Source organism: Novosphingobium sp. BL-S-33 (assembly GCF_056857025.1).
In genome coordinates this window covers 3,571,560-3,595,942 of record NZ_CM166474.1, presented here as the reverse complement: position 1 = coordinate 3,595,942, position 24,383 = coordinate 3,571,560, and the positions used below count along the sequence as shown (strand labels likewise).

The 24,383-nt window shown below is 64.1% G+C and carries 21 protein-coding genes; 7 read left to right on the top strand and 14 right to left on the bottom strand.

Annotated features, from left to right (window positions below; genetic code table 11):
- The first annotated feature begins 178 nt into the window (after nucleotides 1–178).
- Nucleotides 179–556, top strand: coding sequence for a hypothetical protein (locus AC1VVM_RS16585; RefSeq protein WP_482955527.1), 378 nt, complete (start codon nucleotides 179–181; stop codon nucleotides 554–556).
- 286 nt (nucleotides 557–842) lie between these two features.
- Nucleotides 843–2,342 carry an RNA-directed DNA polymerase gene (locus tag AC1VVM_RS16580; protein WP_482955526.1) on the top strand — a complete coding sequence of 500 codons (1,500 nt, stop codon included), beginning with the start codon at nucleotides 843–845 and terminating at the stop codon, nucleotides 2,340–2,342.
- Between the two features lie 605 nt (nucleotides 2,343–2,947).
- On the opposite strand, the gene AC1VVM_RS16575 is transcribed toward AC1VVM_RS16580, so the two are convergent.
- From AC1VVM_RS16575 to AC1VVM_RS16540, 8 genes are all read right to left on the bottom strand, one after another.
- Nucleotides 2,948–3,571: a hypothetical protein gene (locus tag AC1VVM_RS16575; RefSeq protein ID WP_482955525.1), complete on the bottom strand. Its 624-nt coding sequence runs from the start codon at nucleotides 3,569–3,571 to the stop codon at nucleotides 2,948–2,950.
- A 303-nt stretch (nucleotides 3,572–3,874) separates the two neighbouring features.
- Nucleotides 3,875–4,429 (bottom strand): septal ring lytic transglycosylase RlpA family protein, encoded by a 555-nt coding sequence (locus AC1VVM_RS16570; RefSeq protein ID WP_243652523.1) that lies wholly within the window; start codon nucleotides 4,427–4,429, stop codon nucleotides 3,875–3,877.
- A 130-nt stretch (nucleotides 4,430–4,559) separates the two neighbouring features.
- Complete coding sequence (locus AC1VVM_RS16565; protein WP_482904691.1) at nucleotides 4,560–5,780, bottom strand: argininosuccinate synthase; 1,221 nt, start codon at nucleotides 5,778–5,780, stop codon at nucleotides 4,560–4,562.
- 104 nt (nucleotides 5,781–5,884) lie between these two features.
- Nucleotides 5,885–7,126, bottom strand: a complete 1,242-nt coding sequence (locus AC1VVM_RS16560) for a class I SAM-dependent methyltransferase (protein ID WP_482905121.1) — start codon at nucleotides 7,124–7,126, stop codon at nucleotides 5,885–5,887.
- Nucleotides 7,127–7,223: 97 nt separating this feature from the next.
- The gene (locus AC1VVM_RS16555; protein ID WP_482905120.1) at nucleotides 7,224–7,961 is read right to left on the bottom strand and encodes an SDR family oxidoreductase; all 738 of its coding nucleotides are present in this window, start codon (nucleotides 7,959–7,961) and stop codon (nucleotides 7,224–7,226) included.
- A gap of 308 nt (nucleotides 7,962–8,269) precedes the next feature.
- Nucleotides 8,270–9,031, bottom strand: coding sequence for a sulfotransferase family 2 domain-containing protein (locus tag AC1VVM_RS16550; RefSeq protein ID WP_482904690.1), 762 nt, complete (start codon nucleotides 9,029–9,031; stop codon nucleotides 8,270–8,272).
- Between the two features lie 175 nt (nucleotides 9,032–9,206).
- Complete coding sequence (locus tag AC1VVM_RS16545; RefSeq protein WP_482904689.1) at nucleotides 9,207–9,539, bottom strand: glycine zipper 2TM domain-containing protein; 333 nt, start codon at nucleotides 9,537–9,539, stop codon at nucleotides 9,207–9,209.
- Nucleotides 9,540–9,949: 410 nt separating this feature from the next.
- Entirely contained in the window at nucleotides 9,950–10,390 is a 441-nt protein-coding gene (locus AC1VVM_RS16540) for a glycine zipper 2TM domain-containing protein (RefSeq protein ID WP_482904688.1), read from the bottom strand.
- 158 nt (nucleotides 10,391–10,548) lie between these two features.
- Here AC1VVM_RS16540 and AC1VVM_RS16535 point away from each other — a divergent pair, with 158 nt between their 5' ends.
- Nucleotides 10,549–11,391 (top strand): PhzF family phenazine biosynthesis protein, encoded by an 843-nt coding sequence (locus AC1VVM_RS16535; protein ID WP_482905119.1) that lies wholly within the window; start codon nucleotides 10,549–10,551, stop codon nucleotides 11,389–11,391.
- A gap of 63 nt (nucleotides 11,392–11,454) precedes the next feature.
- Here AC1VVM_RS16535 and AC1VVM_RS16530 read toward each other — a convergent pair whose 3' ends face one another.
- A complete protein-coding gene (locus AC1VVM_RS16530) occupies nucleotides 11,455–12,627 on the bottom strand; it encodes an FAS1-like dehydratase domain-containing protein (protein ID WP_482904687.1) in 1,173 nt (390 codons plus the stop codon).
- A 54-nt stretch (nucleotides 12,628–12,681) separates the two neighbouring features.
- Entirely contained in the window at nucleotides 12,682–13,197 is a 516-nt protein-coding gene (locus tag AC1VVM_RS16525; protein ID WP_482904686.1) for a nitroreductase/quinone reductase family protein, read from the bottom strand.
- A gap of 217 nt (nucleotides 13,198–13,414) precedes the next feature.
- Here AC1VVM_RS16525 and AC1VVM_RS16520 point away from each other — a divergent pair, with 217 nt between their 5' ends.
- Nucleotides 13,415–13,654: a hypothetical protein gene (locus AC1VVM_RS16520; protein ID WP_132386771.1), complete on the top strand. Its 240-nt coding sequence runs from the start codon at nucleotides 13,415–13,417 to the stop codon at nucleotides 13,652–13,654.
- Between the two features lie 289 nt (nucleotides 13,655–13,943).
- On the opposite strand, the gene AC1VVM_RS16515 is transcribed toward AC1VVM_RS16520, so the two are convergent.
- From AC1VVM_RS16515 to AC1VVM_RS16500, 4 genes are all read right to left on the bottom strand, one after another.
- Complete coding sequence (locus tag AC1VVM_RS16515; RefSeq protein ID WP_482955524.1) at nucleotides 13,944–15,059, bottom strand: putative bifunctional diguanylate cyclase/phosphodiesterase; 1,116 nt, start codon at nucleotides 15,057–15,059, stop codon at nucleotides 13,944–13,946.
- Between the two features lie 127 nt (nucleotides 15,060–15,186).
- Nucleotides 15,187–15,684 carry an asparaginase domain-containing protein gene (locus AC1VVM_RS16510; protein ID WP_132386767.1) on the bottom strand — a complete coding sequence of 166 codons (498 nt, stop codon included), beginning with the start codon at nucleotides 15,682–15,684 and terminating at the stop codon, nucleotides 15,187–15,189.
- Nucleotides 15,685–15,872: 188 nt separating this feature from the next.
- On the bottom strand, nucleotides 15,873–19,295 hold the full coding sequence (locus AC1VVM_RS16505) for an acyl-[ACP]--phospholipid O-acyltransferase (protein WP_482904684.1): 3,423 nt from the start codon (nucleotides 19,293–19,295) through the stop codon (nucleotides 15,873–15,875).
- Between the two features lie 204 nt (nucleotides 19,296–19,499).
- Entirely contained in the window at nucleotides 19,500–20,120 is a 621-nt protein-coding gene (locus AC1VVM_RS16500; protein ID WP_132386765.1) for a TetR/AcrR family transcriptional regulator, read from the bottom strand.
- Between the two features lie 66 nt (nucleotides 20,121–20,186).
- Between AC1VVM_RS16500 and AC1VVM_RS16495 the strand changes: the two genes are divergently transcribed.
- The 3 genes from AC1VVM_RS16495 to AC1VVM_RS16485 are packed head-to-tail and all read left to right on the top strand — an operon-like array spanning nucleotide 20,187 to nucleotide 24,356.
- Nucleotides 20,187–21,647, top strand: coding sequence for an efflux transporter outer membrane subunit (locus tag AC1VVM_RS16495; protein ID WP_482904683.1), 1,461 nt, complete (start codon nucleotides 20,187–20,189; stop codon nucleotides 21,645–21,647).
- A complete protein-coding gene (locus AC1VVM_RS16490) occupies nucleotides 21,640–22,794 on the top strand; it encodes an EmrA/EmrK family multidrug efflux transporter periplasmic adaptor subunit (RefSeq protein ID WP_482904682.1) in 1,155 nt (384 codons plus the stop codon). Before AC1VVM_RS16495 ends, AC1VVM_RS16490 begins: the two co-directional genes overlap by 8 nt.
- Nucleotides 22,794–24,356 carry a DHA2 family efflux MFS transporter permease subunit gene (locus tag AC1VVM_RS16485; RefSeq protein WP_482904681.1) on the top strand — a complete coding sequence of 521 codons (1,563 nt, stop codon included), beginning with the start codon at nucleotides 22,794–22,796 and terminating at the stop codon, nucleotides 24,354–24,356. Before AC1VVM_RS16490 ends, AC1VVM_RS16485 begins: the two co-directional genes overlap by 1 nt.
- The last annotated feature ends 27 nt before the right edge of the window (nucleotides 24,357–24,383 follow it).

Here is a 24,383-nt window from a genome sequence, read left to right as displayed (position 1 = left end):
GCCCGGCGCGCCGGGCAGGCAGTCCGGCGCGGCCCTTCACGCCGAAAATGGAAGTGTGAGCCGCATCACGCCCCTTGCCCATGCAAGGGGCGTAGTGGCACGCTCAGTCGATTCGTAATGTCAACCGCGCCATCCGGGCGCGAGACTTTCGAACTGGCGCCTGTTTCTGGAGGGAGACATGCGCGCGAACAGCAGAGCCAATGCAGTCACCCTTGCCGTCCTGACGGCGGCGCTTGCAGCCATGCCGCAACCCCTTGCCGGCGCGAGCTGGGCCCCGCGTTCGGCGATTGGCCCCGTGGCGGACGAAGTCGGACCGGGTGGTTCCTCGACGACAGCGCCGACGGTCCCGTCGAGCGCACCCCCGCGCAGCGCGCTGCCCGCGCCATCCCTTCGCTGTGAAGACGTGCGCGGCGATGCGCCCGGCAAGACCCTGCGCCGTTCCGGCGTCCTCGTCCTGCTGCGGAGCAATGGCCGCACATGGCGGCTCAATCTCAAGCCGTCCGAAGTGCGGCGGGGCTACGCTACGTGGAGCAAGCCGCACTATGTGATGATGTAGGCCTCGCTTGGCCGCTTTGCACTCCAATCCGGCCATCAGGGCAATTGTTTAGATTTCCCGGAAGCGGTCATTGCTGGGCACGGTAGCAACGGCATTTAAGTCAACGAATGCCGACCACACCCATTCTCGCCCGTGCAACGACCCCATAATGACCGATCAGTAACAAACGGCACTTTGTCTCGCCGCAAACGAAAAGCTGGCAGGCCAGTAACATCATTAAGACTAGCCGAAAGATTTCGAATGTGGCAACACGCCGATGATTTGTAATGTTTGCATGAGATAGTTTTTGACAAAGCTTGTAGATCTTCCTGCCGCTGATGAGATGAAGTATTTCCTGAGGGGTAGTAGCTACTTCAACGCTGATTTCCCAAATTATATCAGCTTCGAGCCCATCCTTGAGGCTGTATCGAGTGTGCTCAAGGGAGGTGATTACAAAGAACTGGCCGACGGTAAGCCAGAAAAAATGTCTGGTGTGAACTATAACTTCATTGCCAACAAAGATGGTCGCTTTGCATGGCGGCCATTAGAATTGATGCATCCCGCAATTTACGTATCTTTGGTCAATACGATCTGCGAGCCAGATGCTTGGAAAACGATAACAGAAAGGTTCGCCGAATTCGAGGGCGGGGCTGTCACCTGTTGCAGTTCGGTTTTCTTGTCTGATGGCGACGAAAAGGATCAAGCTACGCAAATCAGAAAATGGTGGCAGACGGTAGAGCAGGCATCGCTGACCTACTCACTGGATTTTTCACATATTCTGCATAGGGATGTGACTGACTGTTACGGCTCGCTTTATACCCACAGCATCTCTTGGGCCTTACACGGCCTCGAGGCTGCGAAGGAAAGCAATGGCAAGAGCCTCTTGGGAGATAAGATTGACCGCCTTGTTCGCGGGGGGAGGTTTGGCCAAACAAACGGCATTTCCCAAGGCTCCGTTTTGATGGACTTTCTGGCAGAGCTTGTGCTTGGCTACGTTGACGAGTTGATCACAAAGAATCTCGAAGGAGAGAAAGACTTCATAATCCTGCGCTACCGTGATGATTACCGCATTTTTACTAACAGCGATCGGGAGGGCGAACGCATACTAAAAGTGGTCAGCGATTGTCTGCGAGAAGTCGGAATGAGGTTGGGCGTTGCGAAGACGTACTCCAGCACCAACGTCATCGAAGGTTCCATCAAGGTCGATAAGATCGCTGCTATCGAAATCCAAGACCTGGGTGAGACCAACGCCAGGACATTGCAGAAGCAATTGCTCCGATTACATTCATTCGGTCGGAAGTATCCGAGCAGCGGCGCACTAAAGCGGCTCTTGGCCGAATTGCACAAAAAGATCGCCGCACAAAAGATCGAGCCTGAAGATATAGAAGTGCAAGTGGCAATCGCCACAGACATAGCTGTCACGTCCCCATCAACTTTTCCGGTAGTTGCCGGTATCTTGACCCATTTGCTCGCCTTGCAAAAGCCAGAGGAGAAAGCCAGGCTATGGCGCAAGGTAAAGGCAAAGATGGGCGGTGTTCCGTACAACGGTTATCAAGAAGTCTGGCTGCAACGTGTAACAAAACCCGCTGCACTAGAGCTTGAATTTACGTCAAACGAGACAATTTGTAAGATTGTCGATGGCGAATCGGAAGCGTTGTGGAACAATGACTGGATATCTGGGGCCGCATTGAAAGAAGCCTTGGATGTTAGCAAAATCGTGGTGGCAGATGCGGCAAATACGCCGGAAGTGGTCGATCCATCAGAGGTAGAACTGTTCAACGACAATGCTTTTTCTCACAGCGGGTAAGCTGGCATCCTGCGAACGGCAAATAACCGTTAGTGCCACCTCTAAATCGGGCAGTCGCCTACCGGCCCCAAGCGGCCATCTGATGAACCCTCTCGTCGTGAGCTTGTCGGCAAGATGTCTCCGATACTTCACTTTCCTACACGTCCTCACATGCGATAAATGATCTGGTTCACCCCGGCGCCTCCGTGCCGGGGCTTTGGCTCCAGTCTTGGGGGTGAACCATGTCCGACCATTCAAACTCTTCGTATCCCACCGCTGCCGGGCGGGGGTGGATTCCGGGCTCTCGGGATATCGGGTTGCCGGGGGAGTCCTTTCCGCGCGGGCGGGGCGGTGGGCGCTCGGTCGAGGGCGATCCCGGCTTGCGCTGGGATGACGGGATGGGGCCGGGCTTTGGTGAGGCGCTCGGCGACGGTGCGGGGCAGGGCGCTTCGCGGGCGTCGGGCGCGGCGGGAAGGGTTGGGGAGCGCGAGGGCGATGGCCCTCGCATTTTATCTGGTTCCTCTACTTCTGGCGGTGGCGCTGTGGCTCGCCCCCTCCACCATCCTTCCTTCGACAAGCTCAGGATGAGCGGAGATGGTCCCCCTCCCCCGATGGGGGAGGATCTTTCACCTCACAATTCTTGGACCGCCGAGCGGAAGGTTCGGTTTTTGCACCGGCTGGCCGATAAGGGGGACGTGCGGGCGGCGAGTGCGGCGGTGGGGTTGTCTCGGCAGTCGGCCTACGTGTTGCGGCGGCGGGACGCTCTCTTTGCGCAGGGATGGGATGCGGCGCTGGTGCTGGCGCGGCGGCATGTCGAGGAAGTGCTGGCGACGCGGGCGCTCGATGGGGTGGAGGAGGCTGTCTTTTACCATGGCGAGCAAGTGGCGGTGCGACGTCGGTTCGATGCGCGGCTGCTGCTCGCGCATCTGGCGCGGCTCGACCGGGCAGCGGAGGAGACTGAGGCGGGCGCTCATGCCGATCGGTTCGACGAGGTGCTGGCGCTGGTGGCGGGCGCGGTGCCGGAGGGGCTGACGCCGATGGAGGACGACGCGGACGGTCTCGGCGATGCGCGGTTGCCGCCGGAGCGCGGGCGATACGTGGCGGAGCTGGGGGCCTTGCTCGTCGGGGAAGCGCGGGAGGCGTGGCTCGACGCGGTGGATGCCGGGGAGGAGGTGGCCGATGCGCCGGCTCTCGATCTGGAGGCGTGCCGGGCCCTGGCGGCGGGCGAGTGGGATGCGTGGCAGGGCCATGCTTTCGCGGCGGTGGACAGCGTGCTGGCGGGGGATGGCGCCTCGGTGGGCGGGCCGCCGATGGAGTTCAAGTCGCTGGATGGTGCGGTGTGGGGCGGCTCGGAAAGGGCTGGGCCTATTTGCGCTGGACCGTGTCAACTGTGTCAACCGCGCGGCGCGGCGGCGGCGCAAAAAAATCGAGCGGGCCGGGAACTCTATGACGCTGGCGATGTTTGTATCTGTGAAGGCCGGCGCGGTGCTTCCCCCACCCCCCTCCGATACCGCGTCGGCCTAACCTTCTTTCAGATCAGGCAGAATGGGCGATCAATCGTCGTCGCGGACGGCGATTTCGACTTTGCCGGAGCCGGCGCGCGAGATGCCGATCTTGTCGGCAGCGGCCTTGCTCAGGTCGATCAGGCGGTTCGAATGGAACGGGCCGCGGTCGTTGACGGTGACGATCACCGACTGGCCGGTGGCCGGGTTGGTGACGCGAACCTGCGAGCCGAGCGGCAGGGTGCGGTGCGCGGCGGTGAGGGCGGTCGGGTCGAAACGGTCGCCGCTGGCGGTGCGGTTGCCGGCGAGTTCGCGGCCGTAGAAGCTGGCCATGCCGGAACCGATGGTCTCGAATTCCTGCGTTTCGGGCTGGATAGCCTCGATCAGCGGAGTGGCGGGCAGGGCGGCCGGGGCCGGCGTCAGCGCGGCGGGCGGCACCATGGCTACCGGAGCTTCCGCCGCAGCGGGCTCGGAGCCCGGCAGCTTGACCAGGCGCCCCTCGGCCACGGCCGAAGAGGCGGGAGCTGCGATAAGCGCGATGCTCGCCAGAGCGAACCCGATGCGTTTAGCGCGAGCTTTAGGCGGCTGGTTTTGCTTCCCCGTCATAGGGATGGACTCCTACAGGCAGTTCATCGCCTTGAGGACCCATGCAAAAGCGGCCCGTCGCACTTTGGCAACGGGCCGCCCTATGTCGTTAAGACGTTGAAAGGATTCGGAAGGCCGAATCCGAAGGTATTTACTTGGAATCGCGCTGGGCCAGCAGGCGGAGTCGCAGGGCGTTCAGCTTGATGAAACCGGCTGCGTCCTTCTGGTCGTAAGCGCCGGCATCGTCCTCGAACGTGACGTGGCGTTCGGAGTAGAGCGAGTCCGGGGACTTGCGGCCGACGACCGAGGCATTGCCCTTATAGAGCTTGAGGCGAACGGTGCCGTTCACGCGGGCCTGGCTGTGGTCGATGGCGGCCTGAAGCATCTCGCGCTCCGGGGCGAACCAGAAGCCGTTGTAGATGAGCTCTGCATACTTCGGCATCAGCTCGTCCTTGAGGTGCGCGGCGCCGCGGTCGAGCGTGATCTGCTCGATGCCGCGGTGGGCGCGGGCGTAGATCTCGCCGCCCGGCGTCTCGTACATGCCGCGCGACTTCATGCCGACGAAGCGGTTCTCGACCAGATCGAGGCGGCCGATGCCGTGCTTGCGGCCGAGTTCGTTGAGCGCGGTGAGGAGCGAGGCGGGGCTCATGGCCACGCCGTTGAGCGCGACGCCGTCACCCTTCTCGAAGTCGATGGTGATGTATTCCGGCTCGTTCGGCGCGTCTTCCGGGTTTACGGTGCGCGAGTAGACGTAGTCGGGGGTCTCTTCCCACGGATCTTCCAGAACCTTGCCTTCGGACGAGGTGTGGAGGAGGTTCGCGTCGGTCGAGAACGGGCTTTCGCCGCGCTTGTCCTTGGGAACGGGGATCTGGTGCTGCTCGGCCCAGGCGATGAGGGCGGTGCGGCTGGTCAAGTCCCACTCGCGCCAGGGGGCGATGACCTTGATGTTCGGATCGAGCGCGTAGGCCGAGAGTTCGAAGCGAACCTGGTCGTTGCCCTTGCCGGTGGCGCCATGCGCGACCGCGTCGGCGCCGGTCTCGTGCGCGATTTCGATCAGGCGCTTGGAGATCAGAGGGCGGGCGATCGAGGTGCCGAGGAGATAGTCGCCTTCATAGCGGGCATTGGCGCGCATCATCGGGAAGACGAAGTCGCGCACGAATTCCTCGCGCAGGTCGTCGATGTAGATGTTCTCGTCCGGCAGGCCCATCATCTTGGCCTTGGCGCGGGCGGGGTCGAGTTCTTCACCCTGGCCGAGGTCGGCCGTGAAGGTCACCACTTCACAGTTGTAGGTGACCTGAAGCCACTTGAGGATGACGCTGGTGTCGAGGCCGCCGGAGTAGGCGAGGACGACCTTCTTGATGCTGTCGGACATGGGAACGGGCTCCGCAGAAATGCGCTGGATTCGGCTCGCGCGCCTAACAGCCCCCGCCCCCCAGTGCAATAACGCGCAACGGCGGGCGGGGTGAGAGATGTCCCTCAGCGGTTAGGAAGCGCGGCTTCGGCCTTGCCCATGTAGTCGCGCGTGATCGGCAGCGTACCGCGATTACGGGCGTATTGAATTTGATAGTTGCACATGCCTCCGCTCTCGAACGCGGCGGTGGCGCCCGAGAGGTAGAAGATCCACATGCGGTAGAATCGCTCGTCCATCATCGAAATGATCGCTTCGCGATTGGCGACGCAGCGCTTGTACCATTCGCGCAGGGTGAGCGCGTAATGAAGCCGCAGGTTCTCGACATCGGTGGCGATGATGCGGAATTTTTCGCTCGCCGCCACGGTCTCGCTCAGCGCGGGGATGTAGCCGCCCGGGAAGATGTACTTGCGTGTGAAGGCATCGGTGGCGCCGGGGCCGCCCATGCGCCCGATGGTGTGGAGCAGCATCACGCCGTCGTCGGGCAGGAGCGTACCGCAGGCCTTGAAGAACTGTGCGAACTGCGCCTGGCCGACATGTTCGAACATGCCGACCGAAACGATCCGGTCGAACTTCTCGCCGCGGGCGGCAAGGTCGCGGTAGTCGACCAGTTCGAACGTGCACTTGTCCGCCACGCCCGCCTGCTGCGCCCGCTCGCGCGCCAGGGCAAGCTGCTCCTCGCTCAGCGTGATGCCGAGCACCGAAACGTCCGCATTCTTCGCGAGGTAGATCGCCATGCCGCCCCACCCGCAGCCGATGTCCAGCACGCGCTGGCCCGGGGCGAGGGCGAGCTTGGCGGCGATATGGGCGAGCTTGGCGGTCTGCGCCTGCTCCAGCGTCATGTTCTCTTCCGGCCAATAGGCGCAGGAATACTGCATGTGTTCGATGTCGAGGAACAGATTGTAGAGTTCGTTGCCGATGTCGTAGTGATGCGCGATATTCTTCTTGGCGCTGGTGGCCTTGTTGATGCCGTCGACCAGCGTGACGAGCTTTCCGGTCACTTTCTTGAGGGCAGACTGTTCGTGCAGTTCGCCGCCCTTGTCCCATCTGGAGTTGGCGCGCAGCAGTTCTACCAGCCCCATGATGTCGTCGTTTTCGACAGTGAGCTTGCCGTCCATGTAGGTTTCCGCCGCGCCGAGACGGGGATCGGTAAGGATCTGGCGTTCGGCCTTGGCGTCCGCGAAGCGGATGCGGACATCGGGGTAACCGGCGACCGGTTTACCGAAGCGTTTTACGCTCCCGTCCGGCCGGGTCAGTTCGAGCGTGCCGCTGCGGACCCCGCGTTCGAGAAAGCGATCGAGAATTCCCATTGCCATCAGCCATTTGTGAGTGGGCGCGCCGGCCCGGAACAAGAAGGTTCGCGTGCGAATGCCGCATGCGAAGGCGAGAAATCGGGCAGCGCCTCCCTTACTGCCGTGCAAGGAACAGCACGTCGCGCGGCTGCGCGAGCAGGTGCTGTCCGGAATCGACGAAAAGCGTCTCCCCGCTTGCGAGCCATCCCTGCGAGAGGAACAGCGCCGCGTCGGCGACGTCTTCGGGTGTGGTCTTGCGGTGAAGCAGGTTCATCCGGTGCGACACTTCGGTCTCGGCCTCGCTCTGGTCGTGGCTGGCGAGGATCGCGCCGGGTGCGAGCGCGTAGATCCGGTCTTCCGCCCGCGGGCGGGCCATCGAGAGCATCGGCACTGTCGCGGCGAGCGCGTGCTTGCTCATCGTGTAGGAGAAGAAGTCCGGATTGGGATTGAGTAGCTTCTGGTCGGTCACGTGGATCACGCGGCGGCCTTCCGGGCTGCGCGCATGGGCGAGGAACGCCTGCGCCAGCCGGGCCGGAGTGCCCGCGTTGACGCGCATGGCCTTCTCGAACGTCGCCGGGACAAGCGCCTCGGCGGTGTCGAGATCGAACATGCCCGCGCAGTTCACCAGCACGCGCCAGCGGGGCAGGCGCGCGGCGAGTTGTTCGACCATCGCGGGGCCCGCGTTCCAGTCATCCAGTTCGCAGCTGACGATTTCGGCGCTGGGCAGTTCGGAGGCCAGTGCCTGAGCCTGTTCGCGGGAGTTGCCGTAGTGGATCACGACATGCCAGCCCGCCGAGCCATAGGCACGGGCGATGGCCGCGCCGATCCGCTTGGCACCGCCGGTGACGAGCATTGCCGGCCTCTCGGTCAAGCGCAGGCCCCCGTCTGATGGCCCGGTTGACACAGTTGACACGGTTCAGGTGAAAATCCCCGGGCCTGCCCGGCCGGAGCCGAAACGGGGCAATTCCGATATGTCAGGAAGGGGGGATTCCGCATGAACATCGCCAGCATAGGAGCATAGTACGGCGGCTTAGGAAAGGCCCCTATGCACAGAGCAATGCTTTGATTTTTCGCCTCTGCCGCAAAGTGCGGCGCGAACTGCCAACGGCCGGCCCTTGAACTTGGCCCCCTGAACCGGCCCCCTTGAACCGGGCGTCCGGATCAGGGCGTCAGCAGCGGTGCGCCGGCTTTCAGAGCCCTTTCGCGCAAGGCGAAATCGTCAGCATAGAACTGGTGGAGGAAATCGAGCTGGGCGCGTCCCGGCAGTTCGCACGCTGTTTCGCAGCAGTTGAACTGCGGCAGGTTCTCCAGATCCGGCCGGCGCAGCAGCCTGCCGATTTCACCGATCCGCTCATAGGGGATCAGCCGGTCAACCGCCAGTTGGCCACAGGCATCGAGCAAGTACCACGATTGCGGTCGAAAGACGTGATCCAGATCGAACGGGCTGCGCGCGGCAGCAAGGTGGTCGATGGCGTCGTCGATCGAACGAAAGGCGGTGTAGCGTTCGCGAAACGGGGCTGAAATCGTGCGATGCAAGGTTCCGCCTGCGCGGGCGTAGCGATAGGCGGAAAGGAACCGTTCGACCGGATTGCGCACGATCGCAAAGCTGGGCAGGATCAGCAGGTCCGGTGCCGCCCGGGCATAATAGATGGCGGAAGCGTGCTTGGTCTGGGCGCCGTAGAGCCGGTCGCTGATCGAGGTGCCGGCATTCTTGGGAACATGGATGAACAACAGGCCGCTCATGCGGATCCGATTGAGCCGCTGACGGCGCTTGGCATCCAGCAGAGGGCGCAGTCCGAAGCGGGACAACCGTTCGGGCACGTCGCTGACGAGGCGCACGCCGAAGGCCGAAGCGATGATCCGGTTCAGGCCGGTGGTACCGGCGGTCCTGTCCAGAGCGGGGGTCTCAAGAACGGTTGCCATGGGGCAAGGCCCTGAGGCCTTCATGTGAGTTGCGGATTTCAGAATATTTCAGCCCATGAAACCGGGCGCCGGTAAATGGCGCCAGAACAACACCGTAAAACAAGAAGGGGCGCGCCGGCTTTCGCCGGCGCGCCCCCCATCGATCTATGGGCCAACCGGCCCGATCAGTCTGAGATCAGCCGCAGCGCGGGCGGCTGTTGTTGCGATCGATCGAGCGACCGAGCAGCGCACCAGCGCCGGCGCCGAGGATCGTGCCGGTGGCGCGATCGCCGCGGGTGTCGATCGAGCGACCGATCAGGGCGCCGGCAACGCCGCCGATCAGCAGGCCGGTGGTGCCGTTCGACTTCGTGCAGCGGTAACGGCCGTCGTTGCCGCGCCAGTAGCGGATGCCATTGTTGGTGTGGTGATATTCGGGGCCGCGACCGCGCGCTTCGGCGGTTTCGGAAATCGACATGCCGACCGGAACTGCCATGGTGGCAATGGTGGCGGCGATCAGGGTTTTACGCAAAGTGTCCTCCGAGATGAAAATTCTATTTGGCGACCGAGCCCCGTCTTCGCGCCGATCACTTCAACCCAAGATGAACAAATCGATTTTCGCGATTTTAAGCGACGGAACGTTGCTTGAGGGCGGCGAATGCTTTTGCACGGCCTGCGTTCGAAATATTTCGTTGCATGTATTCGAACCGATGCATGGCCGGCCGGTTTCAGGCGCGCCGAAGCATCGCGGCCATCAAGCCGTTACTTTATCTTGAATTTTCCGAAAGTGCTGGGTGTCGCGCCGGCCAGCTTGGCGAGGATTTCGTCCAGCGCGGCGCGGTCGTGCCAGAGTGCCGGGAAGCTGTCGCGGTAACCGATCGGCTGTTCGACCGGGCGCCCGAACGTGGGTTCCGGCCCGCGCGGTGGCGGGCCGGTTCCGGGTCAACGGCAGTGCAGATCGCCGCGATCGATCTCGCGGCCGAGCACGCCGCCGGCGACGCCGCCGAGGATCGCACCGAGCGTCTGGTCGCCATTGCCGGCGATCTGGTGGCCGGCCAGCGCGCCTACGCCGGCGCCGATGATGAGACCGGTGGTGCCGTTGTCGCGCTTGCAATAGTAGCGCCCGTCACGGCCGCGCCACACGTGGTCATTGCGGGTGATGCGGTGCGGATTGCGATAGTAGCCGTGCGAATCGTACATGTTGTTGCGCGGTGGGGGCGGCGGCGGCGGGCGGTGCCCGTCGGGTCCGCGATAGTACGGATCGTTCGGACGGTGATTGTCATGCCCGCGACGATCGTCGTGGCGCGGCGGATCTGCCGACACCGGTGCTGCCATGGGGGCGACTGCGGCCGCCATGGTGAGCGCGAGCAGAAGCTTCTTCATCAGATTGTTCCTTATTGGAATTGTTCGTCCGAGGACCTAACCGTCATCGTGGAATTAGGCTCCAAAACTTCCGATTAACGGCACGGCGCCAGCGCTGTGCGAGGGGTGGTCCGGGGCCCGTCTACGACGAAGCGAAGAGGGCGGCAATCATGGCGCAAATGTTACTGGATCTGGTCGACGTATTTGCAGGGGCCGCGCTGCGCGGCAATCCGCTGGCCGTGGTGCGCGGGGGCGAGGAACTCGATACCGGGCAGATGCAGGCGCTGACGCGCTGGCTGGGATTTTCGGAGACGACCTTCCTGCTGCCGCCGACCGATCCGGCGGCCGACTACCGCGTCCGGATCTTCTATCCGGCGGGCGAATTGCCGTTCGCAGGGCATCCGACGCTGGGTTCCGCCCATGCCTGGCTGGCAGCGGGCGGGGTGCCGAAAGTGCCCGGTCGGATCGTGCAGGAATGCGGGATAGGACTGGTCGAGGTGCGCCAGGAACAGGGCATGCTGGCTTTCCGTGCGCCCCGGCTGCTGCGCGAAGGTCCGCTTGACGAAGCGGAGCGGGCGGAGACGATCCGGCTTTCCGGTGCCGATCCCCAGACCGTTGTCGCGGCCGTTCATGCCGCCAATGGGCCGGGTTGGAAGCTGCTGCATCTGGCGAGTTCGGGGGCCGTGCTGGCCGCCGAGCCGGTTGCGAAGGCGCCGAAGGGAACCGATGTCGCGCTGCTGGGGCCTTGTGCGCCCGGCGGTCCCGCGCAGTTCGAGGTGCGTGCGTTCTTCGCCGATCCGCAAGGACGCATGGTGGAGGACCCGGTGACGGGCAGCCTCAACGCCGCCGTGGCGCAGTATCTGTTCGGAGCGGGGCTGGTCGAGGGCGGCTATGTCGCCGCACAGGGCCGCAAGGTGGGCGCGGACGGTCTGGTCCACTGCACCCGAGAACCCGATGGTTCGATCTGGATCGCGGGCCGCGTGGATACGGTGTCTTCGGGCGGCGCGTTGCAACCTGCATAGAATGACGGAAATGGAAGGCTGGGGCTGTGTGCCAACCCCAGCCTTTTCCATCGTCAGGCGAAATTACGCCTTCTTGGGCAGCGCGATTTCGGCGGTGCCGAGGCACATCTTCACGCCGCGCTGGTTCGTCATCAGGTGCTTGACGTGGATGAGGTGGCGACCCTCTGCATCGACCGATTTTTCGGTCACTTCGGCGGTCTGGATCGTCACGTCGCCGGTCAGCGCCGGGCCACGATAGTTGGAGACGGAGTGGACCAGCATGCCATGCTCGCCCGCCCAGCCCGAAAGGTAGTCGGTCACCCAGGAGCCCATCGACGCGCCATAGCCATAACCGCGCGGCATGCCGATGCGGCGGGCATACTTGGGGAACAGGTGCCCGCGTGAGGGGCCGTAATAGGCGCCGTCGGTGAGGAAGGGGTTCTCCTTCATCATGTCCGGATCGTTCTCGTACCCGGCCATCTCGCGCGTGAAGCCAAGGGCTTCGAGATCGTTCTTGCGCAAGTTCATCGTCCCCCAGGTGTTGACGATATAGGCGCGCCATTCGGTGGCGAAGCTGGCCAGCGAGTGCGGGCCGAACACGCGTTCGGGAAGCTGATCGCCCACCTGCACGTCATCCCACCAGCGTTCCTTGTGGCCAAGGTCGTGCAGCATCTTCACCCAGGCGAAGACGCGCGCCTCGATGTCCGCCACCGCTTCGTCGGTCCACTCGGGATCGTCGAAGTCGGCCGGATTGACCGCCGCGCCGCCGGCATGAGCGTTGTAGCGCAAGGCGGTGGAGCGCTGCGTGGCGATCGGTTCGCCATGCTGGTTGGTGTAGTTGTTGTCGCCGCGCTGGAAGCAGGTGGGGCCGAAGCCGGTTTCCTTGACGACATAATCGAAGGGAATGCGGGTGTTGGTAATCACGTCGCCCGCCTTGATGCGGGTGTCGTGGAACCACCATTCGTCGCCCGCGAACAGCAAGTGCGAATTGGGAATGCAGCCCACGCAGGCCGGCGCGGCGCCGTGGCCGTCATCGGTGGCGATCGGGAAGCTCTGCGGCGCGACAAGGCCGCCCCAGCGGCTGGCCGCCGCATAGTCTGGGTCGAAATGGACGAGGTTGGGGAAATGCATCGCATGGACCCAGCGCCGGATGTCGTTGGCGGCAATCGGCTCGCGCAGGGGCGAGAAGTCCATGACTTTGCCGAGGTACTGGTCGATATCGGAGCAGTCGAGCGTGGCTGTGGCGGTAGCGTTCATCGGATGCGTGTCCTTGGGCGGCGAGGCGGCCGCTGGGTTGGTCTGGAATTAGGGTCAGGCGGTGCGGGTGCCGGTCGCGTCCTCGAGCTTGAAAACCGGGATTTCCTCATCGCCTTTCAGCAGGATCAGCGGCAGCACGCGGTCGGTCGACTTTTGATAGTCGGCATAGAAGGGGTGGCAGTCGATGAAGAAGTCCCAGACTTTCTGGCGCTCGGCGCCTTCCGGCTCGCGCCAGGTGCCGCGAAAGGCCTGTGTGGCGATCTGGAATTCGACTTGCGGGTCCGCGACGAGGTTCAGGTACCACTGCGGGTGGGTATCGGCGCCGCCCTTGGAGCCGCAGATCACGACTTCTCCGCCGATATCGGCATAGCAGAGCGGGGTGATGAAGACCTTGCCGCTCTTGCGGCCGGTGTATTTCACCAGGCAATGCGTCGCGAACTTGCGCCCGCCGACGGGGGTGATGTCCACGATATGGCCCTGCGCGCCGCCCGAGCCCAAGTACATCTCGCGATGCTCGGTCACCCAGTCGCGCCTGACGGCACTGATGGCTGCTGCGGTTTCGTCGCTCATGCCGCGCTCCTCTCCACGGTTATTGCGGCGGAAGATCGCGAAGGTTGCGCGGCGGGTCCAGAAACTATGCGCTCTGGCGGGGAAGTATCACCGGGGCGGGTTTTGCAACAACCAGCTTAGGAAGCTACCGGACTGGTGAGGTTTGGAGGAGGCAGGGAGCGGACCGTCTGGAAGCGCCGACATTGCGGACTTCGAAGCGCCGTGCGAAAAAAGCGGGATGACTTTTCTCGCAAAGAGCATGGAAGTGGTATTCATCTGCGCTTGGTGTGTTGGTGTCGCCGCTCACGTCTACGCGAGCCGCTATTGGTTTCCAATGTGGGCAAGCGGTTTCAAGAAGTTAGACAAGCACGCGGGTTACATGCGCAAAGCACTTACCGGCTACGGCGTATTCATCCTTGCTATCGGAGTTGGCTTTGCCGCTGGCGCTATCGCAGAATATTGGGGCGGTGGATGGTGAAGCCAGCACGTCCGCTCACCCATAATCCCAACTCTTCAAATCCGCTTTGTCGAAGCCCCCGGCGGCGCTGGTTCAACATCCTTCGACAAGCTCAGGATGAGCGGGGTGGGGAAGTGAATTCAGTGGCTTTCTCTTCGTCATCCCCGCGTAGGCGGGGATCCCGCTTTCTTCTGTAACGGGGCAAAGAAAAGCGGGGCCCCCGCCTGCACGGGGCGACGGGATGACTTTGGCAGTCTGACTCCCCTTCCGTACATGCCGGACCCAAGCGACAACTCAACCCCTCAGGCATTCAACTGACGGAACGGCGTGTTCTCCTGCCAGCCTTCCATCCGTCCAGCACGTCCTCGTAGGGCATCGGGCGGCAAATGCCGTAGCCCTGGCCGTTGTAGCAGCCGAGCGAGACCAGCAGGTTGCGGATTTCCTCATTCTCCGCGCCCTCTGCCACCAAAGGGATGCCGAGGCTGTCGCAGAGCACCACCAGACTGTTCACCAGCGACTGGTCAAAGCGGTTTTCGGTGAAGCGCTGGATGAACGAGCGGTCGATCTTGATCTCGCTGATCGCGAAATCGCGCAAGTAGCCGAACGACGTGAAGCCCGCGCCGAAGCCGTCGATCGAAAGCGCGATGCCGTTCTCGCGCAGGCGCTCCACCACGCGGCGGGCTTGTGACGGGTTGGTGATCAGCGCCGTCTCGGTCAGTTCCAGCGTCACCCGCCGGGGATCGATGCGGTGGCAGTTCACCATGTCGACCAGACCGTCGACGAAGCTTGGGCGCTCCAGCATCCGGGCGGAAAGGTTGATCGAGATCGAGGCGCCGTCCACCTTGTCCTGAATCTGCGCGAACTGTTCCAGCACTTTGTCGATGCACTGGTGGGTGAAGGTTTCCAGTAGCGGGCTGTGCTCCACCGCGCGGATCAGCTGGTCGGCGGGGATATTGCCGATGCGCGGGTGGTTCCACCGCACCAGCGCCTCGAACCCGAGCAGGCGGCCGTCGCGCATGTCCACTTTAGGCTGCCAGTGCCATTGCAGCGTGACATGCGCGATGGCGGCTTCCAGTTCCTCCAGCATGAACTTGGGATCAACCGGCGGGTGCGAGGGCATGCCTTCCTGCCAGGTGGCCAGCTTGGCAAGGCCGCGCTTGGCCTCGTACATGGCATCGTCCGCCGCCGAGAGCAGTCCGGCGGGCGAGAAACCGCACTGCGGGCAGAGCGCGATGCCCAGCGAGGCGCCGACATGCATCACCCGGCTTTCGTGGACGATCGGCTGCTCGATCAGCCGCACCAGCTTGGCGGCGAGAGCAGAGGCGTTGTCCTCGTCGTCCACGTCCTGCAGCAGCAGCGCGAACGCGTCGCCGCCAAGGCGGCCCACGGTGTCCACTTCGCGCAAGTTGCGTACCTCTAGCGTCATACTTTGGGCCAAGGCGCGTTTGCAGCTTGCCAAGGGCGCATTCCGTCGAAGCCCTTAAAACAGGCTGCCGATAACGATTGCGGGGAGGTTTTCGTCAGGTCGAGGCTGGCTTGGGCCTCAAATCGCTTCAAATCGCTACGAATTTTCCCGCTTCGCGGTCCTTGCGGACCTGAAGGCCGTTGAACACCGAGCCGCTCATCGTGATCCACACGCCGGGCTGGGCCGACTGGCAGCAGGCGAAAGCCATGCCGAGGTTGAACGTGGCATCACTCTCGGCAAAGCGCGCGGGGGCGAGGGCGCCGGTCAGCACCACCGTCTTGCCTTCCAGACCGTCGAGCGCCTGGGCGGTGTGGGTCATGGTGTCGGTGCCGTGGGTGACAACAACGTGACTTTCCGGCGCGGCGGCGATGGTGGCGCGGATGAGGGCGCGGTCCTCGTCGGTGAGTTCGAGGCTGTCCTTGCGCAGCAGTTCCACCACGCGGAACGGATGGGCGACGCGCGAGGTCTTGAGCAGCTTTTCGATCACGCTCTCGGCGATCTGGTATTCGCTGAGGGCGTCGAAATACTGCTTGTCGAAAGTGCCACCCGTGGTGACGACGAGGATCGGGGGGAGAGCCTGGGTCATGCCCGCGCCTTTAAACCGGCGATAAGGGCGGGGCAACCGTTGGCGGATGTGTATGGATCCCGCTTCTCTTTTTCGGTACGCGCGGAGACGCGGAGGCACGGAGACGCAGTGTAGTGCTCCACCTCTCCGCATGAACTCAAAAGCGGGGCCCCCGCCTTCGCGGGGGCGACGAGGTTGTGTTTGAGGGGTTATTCCGTCTCCATCGCGTGAAGTTCGGCTACCTTTGCCATCTCGGTCAGCGTCACATAATCCAGCTTGCCGGTGCCGAGCACGGGAAGGGCATCCAGCACCCGGATGTCACGCGGGATCATCAGTTCGGCAATGCCGTTGGCGCGGCCCCATTCCTGAAGCGCCTTGTGATCCGCGCCCTTGGCGGTGGTGTAGAGTACCAGTTGCTCGCCCTTCCTGGCATCCGGCCGGGTGACCACGGCGCTTTCCTCATCGGGCCAGACTTTGGCGGCATAACCCTCGACGGCCGGCAGAGAGACCATTTCGCCCGCGATCTTGGCAAAGCGCTTGGCGCGGCCGCGGATGGTGACGAAGCCGATCTCGTCGATGGTGACGATATCGCCGGTGTCGTGCCAGCCCTCGGCGGGCGGCTGGAGCACGCCGGGCTCGCTGGCCAGCAGGTATCCGGCCATGACGTTCGGCCCGCGCACATAGAGACGGCCACCTTCGGCGATGCCGGGGACCTCTTCAAGCCGCGCTTCCATCGCCGGCAGCATCCGGCCGACCGTGCCCGCCTTGAAGTGCATCGGTGTGTTCACCGCGATAACCGGCGCGCACTCGGTGGCGCCGTAGCCTTCGAGGATGCGCAGGCCGAACTTGTCGGCATAGGTGCGCCGGGTTTCCTCGCGCACCTTCTCCGCGCCGGCAAAGATGTAGCGCAGCGAGTAGAAGTCATAGCTGTGCGCCATGCGGGCATAGCCGGAGAGGAAGGTGTCGGTGCCGAACATAATCGTGGCGTTGGCGTCGTAGGCGAGCGCGGGCACGATGCGGTAGTGCAGCGGGCTGGGGTAGAACACGGTGCGGATGCCGTTCAGCAGCGGCAGCAATGTGCCGCCGGTCAGGCCGAACGAGTGGAACACCGGCAGCGCGTTCAGCACCACGTCGGCAGGGTTGAAGTCGATCCGCGCGGCCAGCTGCGCGCAGTTGGAGAGCAGGTTGCGGTGGCTTAGCACCACACCCTTGGGCGCGCCTTCGGAGCCCGAGGTGAACAGGATCACCGCCGGCGCATCGGGCGAAACCTTGCGACGGGCATGACGGCTGGCGGCAAGACGGCCGGTCAACATGTGCCAGAGCTTGGCGGCGGTGCCGATTTCGGCGGCCAGGTCTTCGAGGTAGAGCACTTTGCGACCGTCCGCGTCCAGCGCGGTGATCACGGCGTCCAGCTTGCCCTGTTCGACGAAGGCGCGTGCGGTAACGACGGTTTCGATCTTCGCGGTCGTGCAGGCGGAAACGAGGCTGGCCTGACCCACCGTGAAGTTCAGCATGGCGGGCACGCGTCCCTCGGCCTGAAGCGCGAAGAAGGCGAGGGCGACGCCGCTGACGTTCGGCAGCAGCAGCCCCACCGCCTCTCCCGGGCGGGTGCGATAGGCAAGCCGTTCGCCCAAGAGTTCGGCGCCCAGGATCAGGCGGTTGTACGCCAGCGGCGTGCGCTTGATGTCTTCCACCACCTTGGTCTTGCCGCCGTGGACCGCGCGCGCTTCGCAAAGCGCGGCGAACAGCGTGCGGTCGGTATGGCTGGTGTCGAAGATCATCCGGCTCATCTCGTCATAGAGACGGCGGCCGGCGATGGCGCGGCGCTGGCGGGCGGTCATCTCGCCCTCGATGGAGAAACGGCGCGCGGGCAGCACTTCGATCGAGACTTTGGGGAACCAGCGCTGGCGGACCTTGCCCTTGAGGTGGGAGAAGGGGGTGTACTGCGGCCCGTCCAGACGGACGGGGATGATCGGCGCGTCGGCCTTGTCGGCCACCATGCCGGGACCGTCGAACACTTTCATCAGCGCGCCGGTCACGGTGATGCGGCCTTCGGGGAAGATCACCAAGGTCCGGCCTTCCTTGACGGCGCGGACCATCGCCTTGGCCGCCATCGGATTGGTGGGATCGACCGGGAAGGCGCGGAACAGCTTGAGGAAGGGCTGGATCCACCAGCTTTTGGCGATGGCAGTGTGGACCGCGAACGTCGGTTTGCCGGGCAGGAACGCGCCCAGCAGCAGACCGTCGAGGTAGGAGAGATGGTTGACCACGACCACGGCCGGTTCGCCGGGCTTCGGCGTGTTCTCCATGCCCGTCACCTCGACGCGGTAGAGCACCTTGAGCACCGCGCGGATCACGGCCTTGAACAGCGTTTCCGGCAGCAGCCAGATCGAGATCACCGCCACCACCAGCGTCGCGAAGCCGAGCACGCCGATGACGCCGGGCACGCTCACGCCGCTCGCCAGCAGGGCGGCCACGATGGCGATAGCGATCACGGTCATGCCTGCGTTGAGGATGTTGTTGGCGGCAATGACCTGCGAGCGTTCCTCCGGCGCCGAGCGAATCTGGAGGATCGCATAGAGCGGGACGATGAACATGCCGCCCGAGAAGGCGATCACCACCAAGTCGGCGAAGATCTTCCACGACTGCGGATTGGCCACGAACTGGCGCACGGTCGCGTCGATCACGGTGGGCACGAATGCGCGGGTGGAGAGCCAGAGGTCGATCAGGCCGATGGACAGCATCAGCGCGCTCACCGGCACGTAGCGCGCGGACACTTCGCCCTTGAGCATGCGGTTCACCGTCATCGAGCCAAGTGCGATGACCACCGAGAAGACGATGAGGAACAGCGTCGCCACTTCCTTTTGCGCTTGCAGCGTGTCGGAGACGAGCGGGACGAATTCGGTCAGCAGGATCGCGCCCGCCGTGAAGAACCAGCTGATGCCCAGCACCGCCAGCCATACCCCGCGGCCGCGATGGGCGGCAACCAGCACAGCCCAGGTTCCGCGCGCGATGTTCCAATCGATCGGATGGCCGTCACGGCTGGGCGGTGCGGGCGGGATCGCCTGCGCGGCGACCCAGCCCAGCACTGCGAGCCCCATGGCGACGAGCCCCCCTTCCCATGGCACGACCTGCCCGGCCAGAAGCTGTCCGCCAAGGATCGCCAGGAAAGTGCCCGCCTCGATCAGGCCGGTGCCGCCCATGACTTCGCGTTCGGACAAGTGCTGCGGCAGGATCGAGTACTTCACCGGGCCGAACACAGTGGAATGCAGGCCCATCATGAACAGGCTTGCGAGCAGGACCGGGATAGATTCCCACGCGAATCCGACCAGCGCGAGGCCCATGATCCCCACTTCGGCCAGCTTGATCCAGCGGACCAGCTTTGTCTTGTCGATCCGGTCCGCGATCTGGCCGGCGAGGGCGGAGAACAGGAAATAGGGCAGCGTGAACAGCCCCGTCGCCACCACCGAGAGCATCCCCGCCTTGTCCGGCGCGTCGCGCAGCAGGCCGTAATTGGCCAGCAGCAGCATCGCGTATTTCAGCAGGTTGTCGTTGAAGGCGCCAAGGAACTGGACGCAGAACATCGGCGCAAAACGCCGCTTCGAAAGCAATGAAAAGTCTGGTGCCGCCACGCCCGTATCCCCGTGATTGAATGGACCGCTTGGACTTCAAGGACTTTGCAGGCGGTTAAACCGCCTGCGATTCGTTGTCGCAGTCTTTCTTCACACGGAATTGAACGACGTTCAATTTAAAAAATAGACAGTGTTCAATTTAAGCGCGCAAACGGGGTTCGGGCGGGCGTCATGTCTGCGGTTGAAGCGGCGCAGCGCGGCCGTTCAGGCCGCTTCGCTGCGGGCGGGGGAGGGGCGCGGCCAGTCGATCAGGCCGATGGCATTGTCCACGAATCCCTCGCGGTCCCGCAAGGTCGGCTTGACCGGGCGCATCAGCACGTCCGAGCGGTAACCGACCATCGCAGAGACGATCAGCAGGGTCAGCCGCTGTGCTTCCGCCTCGGAGAAGGACGTGGCGAAGAACCGGGTGACGCAGCTTCGGAACTTCTCCGGGCCGCGCGAATAGAACATTTCGGTGATCTCGGGGAAGCGCTCCCCCTCGCTGACGACGAGGCGGAAAAGCTGCACCGAATCCTCACGCAGCAGGCAGTCGAGGAAGCGCAGGCACGCACGGCGCAGCGCGGAAAACGAGAACGACTGGCTGGTCAGCACTTCGTCCACGTCCTTGGAGAAGGCTTCGACCTTGTTGTCCACCACGGCGGCGAACAGGTCTTCCTTCGAGGCGAAGTGGGCCCAGAGCGTGGCTTTCGAGCCGCCCAACTCGTCGGCAATCGCCGACATGCTGGTGGCACCATAGCCGCGTTCGAAGAACGATCGGGTCGCCACCTCGACGATCTCCGCCCGCTTTCTGGCCTTGTTGAGTTCTCTCTTACCCGTATTTGTCATCTCAGTACTGCATAGTACGCTTTCCGATTGACACAGGCAAGGCCGAGGTCGATAAAAACTGTACTGATGAGTACGATCCTCTCCCCCCGAGTCGCGGCAGCCTCGTTGCTGGTCGTCGGCCTTTCGCTGTCCGCCTGTGCAGTGCCCGATCTTGGGCCCAAGCCGCAGATGCGCGCCCCATCAACGCTGGAAAGTGCGCAATCGCTGTCCTCGCAACAGGCCAATGCCGCCTGGCCGCAGCAGCAGTGGTGGACCGCCTATGGCGATCCGCAGCTTGATGCGCTGGTGACGGAGGCTCTGGCCGGCTCGCCGGATGTCGCCGTGGCACAGGCGCGCATCCTGCAGGCGCGCGGCGCGACCGAAGTGGCCGGCGCGGCCACTTTGCCGAGCGTGAACGGGCAGGGCTCCGCCGGCATGGCCAAGCAGAGCTACAACAACGGCATTCCCGCCGAATTCGTGCCGCACGGCTGGAAGAGCACCGGCTCGCTCGCGCTTTCGGGCGATTTCGACCTCGACCTCTGGGGCAAGAACCGCAAGCAGCTTGCGGCCGCCACGTCCGAGCAGATGGCCACCGAGGCCGATGCCCGGCAGGCCGAACTGATGATCTCTTCCAACGTCGTGTCCTCGTACTTCGACCTTGCCCGCCTGCTCGCGCGGGGCGAGGCGTTGAAGGACGCGGTGAAGGCACGCGAGTCTCTGGTCGACCTTTCCGGCCAGCGCATGCGCCAGGGACTGGACGACGAATCCCCGCTGCGTCAGGCCGAAGCGCTCGCCGCCTCGGCGCGCGCGGCACTTTCCGCCAATGACGAGCAGATCCTGCTGCGCCGCCATGCACTGGCCGTGCTGCTGGGCGCCGGGCCGGATCGCGGGCTCTCGATCACGCCTACTTCGATTGCCGCGATCCCCGTTGTCGCGATTCCGGGTGACGCCGGGATCGGGCTTGTCGGCCGCCGCCCGGACATCGTTGCCGCGCGTCTGCGCGCGGAAGCGGCGGACAAGCGGATCGGTGCCGCCAAGGCCGCGTTCATGCCGGATATCTCGCTTTCCGGCCTGATCGGGTTGCAGTCGCTTGGCCTCTCGAACCTGTTCAAGAGCAGTTCGACCTACGGCAATGGCACCGGCGCGATCAGCCTGCCGATCTTCGAGGGCGGCCGGCTCAAGGGCGGCTATACGCAGGCGCGCGGTTCCTACGACGAAGCCGTGGCGAACTACAATTCGACCGTGGCCGGCGCGCTTCGGGATGTTGCGGACGCTCTGGCGAGCCGTGACGCGGCCCTCGTGCAGGAACAGGCTTCGGCAGAGGCCGGAGCCAAGTCCGCCCGCGCGCAGGACCTTGCGTTCCAGCGCTATCACGGCGGCATCGGCAACTATCTCGATGCCCTGACGGCCCAGACAACCGCGCTCGATGCCCGCCAGCAGGCGGTCGATGCCCATTTCCGGACGCTGGCCGAAGACGTCGCGCTCAAGCGCGCTCTCGGCGGCGGTTACGAAGACAATTCCAGCAAGAAGGCCGCTGACAATGACTGACGAAGCGCAGGGTTCGCCTGCACAAGAAAACGCCGATTCGGGGAGCGTGCTAGGCAAGGAACGCCGCAAGCCGTTGCTGCTGGGTCTTGGCGCTGCGGTCGTCGGCGTCGCGGTGCTCTATGGCGCCTATGAATTCTTCATCGGCGGCCGCTCGGTCTCGACCGACAACGCCTATGTCAGCGGCGACAACGCACAAGTCACGCCGCTCACGTCGGGCCGGGTGATCGAAGTGCTCGTTACCGACACGCAGCCGGTCAAGAAGGGCCAGCTGCTGTTCCGTATCGAGGACAAGGACCAGCGCATCGCGCTTGAACAGGCCGAGGCGGAGCTGGCTTCCGCGCAGCGCACGTATGGCCAGTCGCTTGCCAACAACCGGGCGCTGGGCGCTTCGGCCGAAGCCAGCGAGGCGGAGATCAATTCGGCCAAGGCCAAGCTCGCTTCCGCACAGGCCACGCTGACCAAGGCGCAGGCGGACTATAGCCGCCGTGCCGCGCTGGTCGGCAGCGGCGCCGTCTCCGCAGAGGACCTGACCACTGCCCGCGAGGCGCTGGCCTCGGCCAAGGCTGCCGAAGGCGAAGCCCATGCAGGGCTGGCCCAGATGCAGGCCAACGCGATCAGCGCCCGCCGTCAGGAAGACGCCGCCGTCGCCATCACGCAGGGCACCACGACCAGCACCGCGCCGCAGATCCGGCAGGCGCAGGCCAAGCTGGACCAGGCCAAGCTCGATCTCGAACGTACCGTGGTGCGCGCGCCGATCGACGGCGTGATCGCCAAGCGCGCGATCCAGATCGGCCAGAAGGTTCAGATCGGCTCCGTCGCCATGACGATTGTTCCGGTGAACGAACTCTATGTCGACGCCAACTTCAAGGAAACGCAGCTGGGCAACGTCCGTCCGGGACAGAACGCCACGCTGACGTCCGACTTCTACGGTTCGGGCGTGAAGTTCCACGGCAAGGTCGTGGGCTTCGCGGGCGGCACCGGCGCGGCGTTCTCGCTGATTCCGGCTCAGAACGCGACGGGTAACTGGATCAAGGTGGTGCAGCGCCTGCCGGTGCGCATCGAACTCGATCCCAAGGATCTCCAGAAGCATCCGCTGCGTATCGGTCTTTCGATGGATGCCGAGATCGATCTGACGGGCGGCAACTGATGGCCGGCGCTCCCCCCGCAGCCGGGGCGCCAGGGAGCGAAGGGCAAGACGGCACCTTCACCGGTGCGCGGCTGCTGATCGCCGGCTTCCTGCTGGCGATGGCCAACTTCGTCGTCGTGCTGGACATGACGATAGCCAACGTCTCGATCCCGCACATCTCGGGCGGTCTTGGCGTCTCGGTGTCGAACGGCACCTGGGCGATCACGTCCTACGCGGTGGCGGAGGCAATCTGCGTGCCGCTGACCGGGTGGCTCTCGGGCCGCTTTGGCAGTCTGCGGGTGTTCCTGCTCTCGCTGATCGGCTTCGGCGTGTTCTCCGCGCTCTGCGGCATCGCGCATACGTTCCCGCTGCTGGTAGTCTTCCGCCTGGGGCAGGGCTTCTGCGGCGGTCCGCTGATGCCGCTGACGCAGACGCTGCTGCTGCGCATCTTCCCCAAGCACATGCATCCGCGCGCCATGGCGATGTGGGCGATGACGGTCGTCACCGCCCCGATCGCGGGCCCGATCGTCGGTGGCTACATCTCCGACAACTGGTCATGGGAGTGGATCTTCTTCATCAACGTGCCGATCGTGGCGCTGGTCTTCTTCGGCCTGTTCACGATGCTGCGCGGGATCGAGACGCCCACGCGCAAGCTGCCGATCGACGTCGTCGGCCTGCTGCTGCTGATCTGCTGGGTCGGCGCGTTCCAGATGATGCTGGACCTTGGGCGCGAGCGGGACTGGTTCGGTTCGCCCTTCATCGTCGCGCTGGCGGTGATCGCGGTGCTGTTCTTCATCGCATTCGTGATCTGGGAACTGACCGAGGAACATCCGGTGGTGGACCTGAAAGTCTTCCGCCATCGCGGCTTCTCGGCGGCGACGTTCTCACTGACCATCGCTTTCGGCACCTACTTCGCCTCGGTCGTGGTGATTCCGCAATGGCTCCAAACCTCGATGGGATACACCGCCACCCAGGCGGGGGAGGCGATGGCCTTCTCCGGCGTGCTGGCCGTGATCGCATCGCCTTTCGTGCCCAAATTGATGCAGCGCTTCGATCCGCGCCTGCTGGTGTTCATCGGCATCTCGTGGATCGGCATCTGCGCGATCTTCCGTACCAGCTGGTCTACCGAAGTGCCGTTCTGGACTATCGCCTGGCCGCAACTGGTGCAGGGCGTCGGCGTCTCGCTGTTCATGGTGCCGCTCACCACGATCAGTCTGGCCTCGGTGCTGCCGCATGAGACGGCGGGTGCTGCAGGCATCGCCAACTTCGGACGCACGCTTGCCAGCGCCATCGCCACCGCACTGGTGACGACGATCTGGGAAGACATGGGCCGCGCCAACGGGGCGGACATGGCTGCCTCGATGAACGGGGCGCAGCAGACCATGGACAAGCTCCAGGGGGCAGGGCTCTCCATGGAACAGGCGCGCCAGACGCTTGCCAACCTCGTTACTGCGCAGGGAACGGCGCTGGGAACCGTGCATGTCTTCGCACTCTGCGCGATCCTGCTGTTCATCGCCGCCTGCACGATCTGGATTGCACCGCGTCCCCCCCGCGGTGCGAAGCCGGCCTCCGGCGGGCACTAAACCGCCTTAGCCCGCCGACCGGTCAAG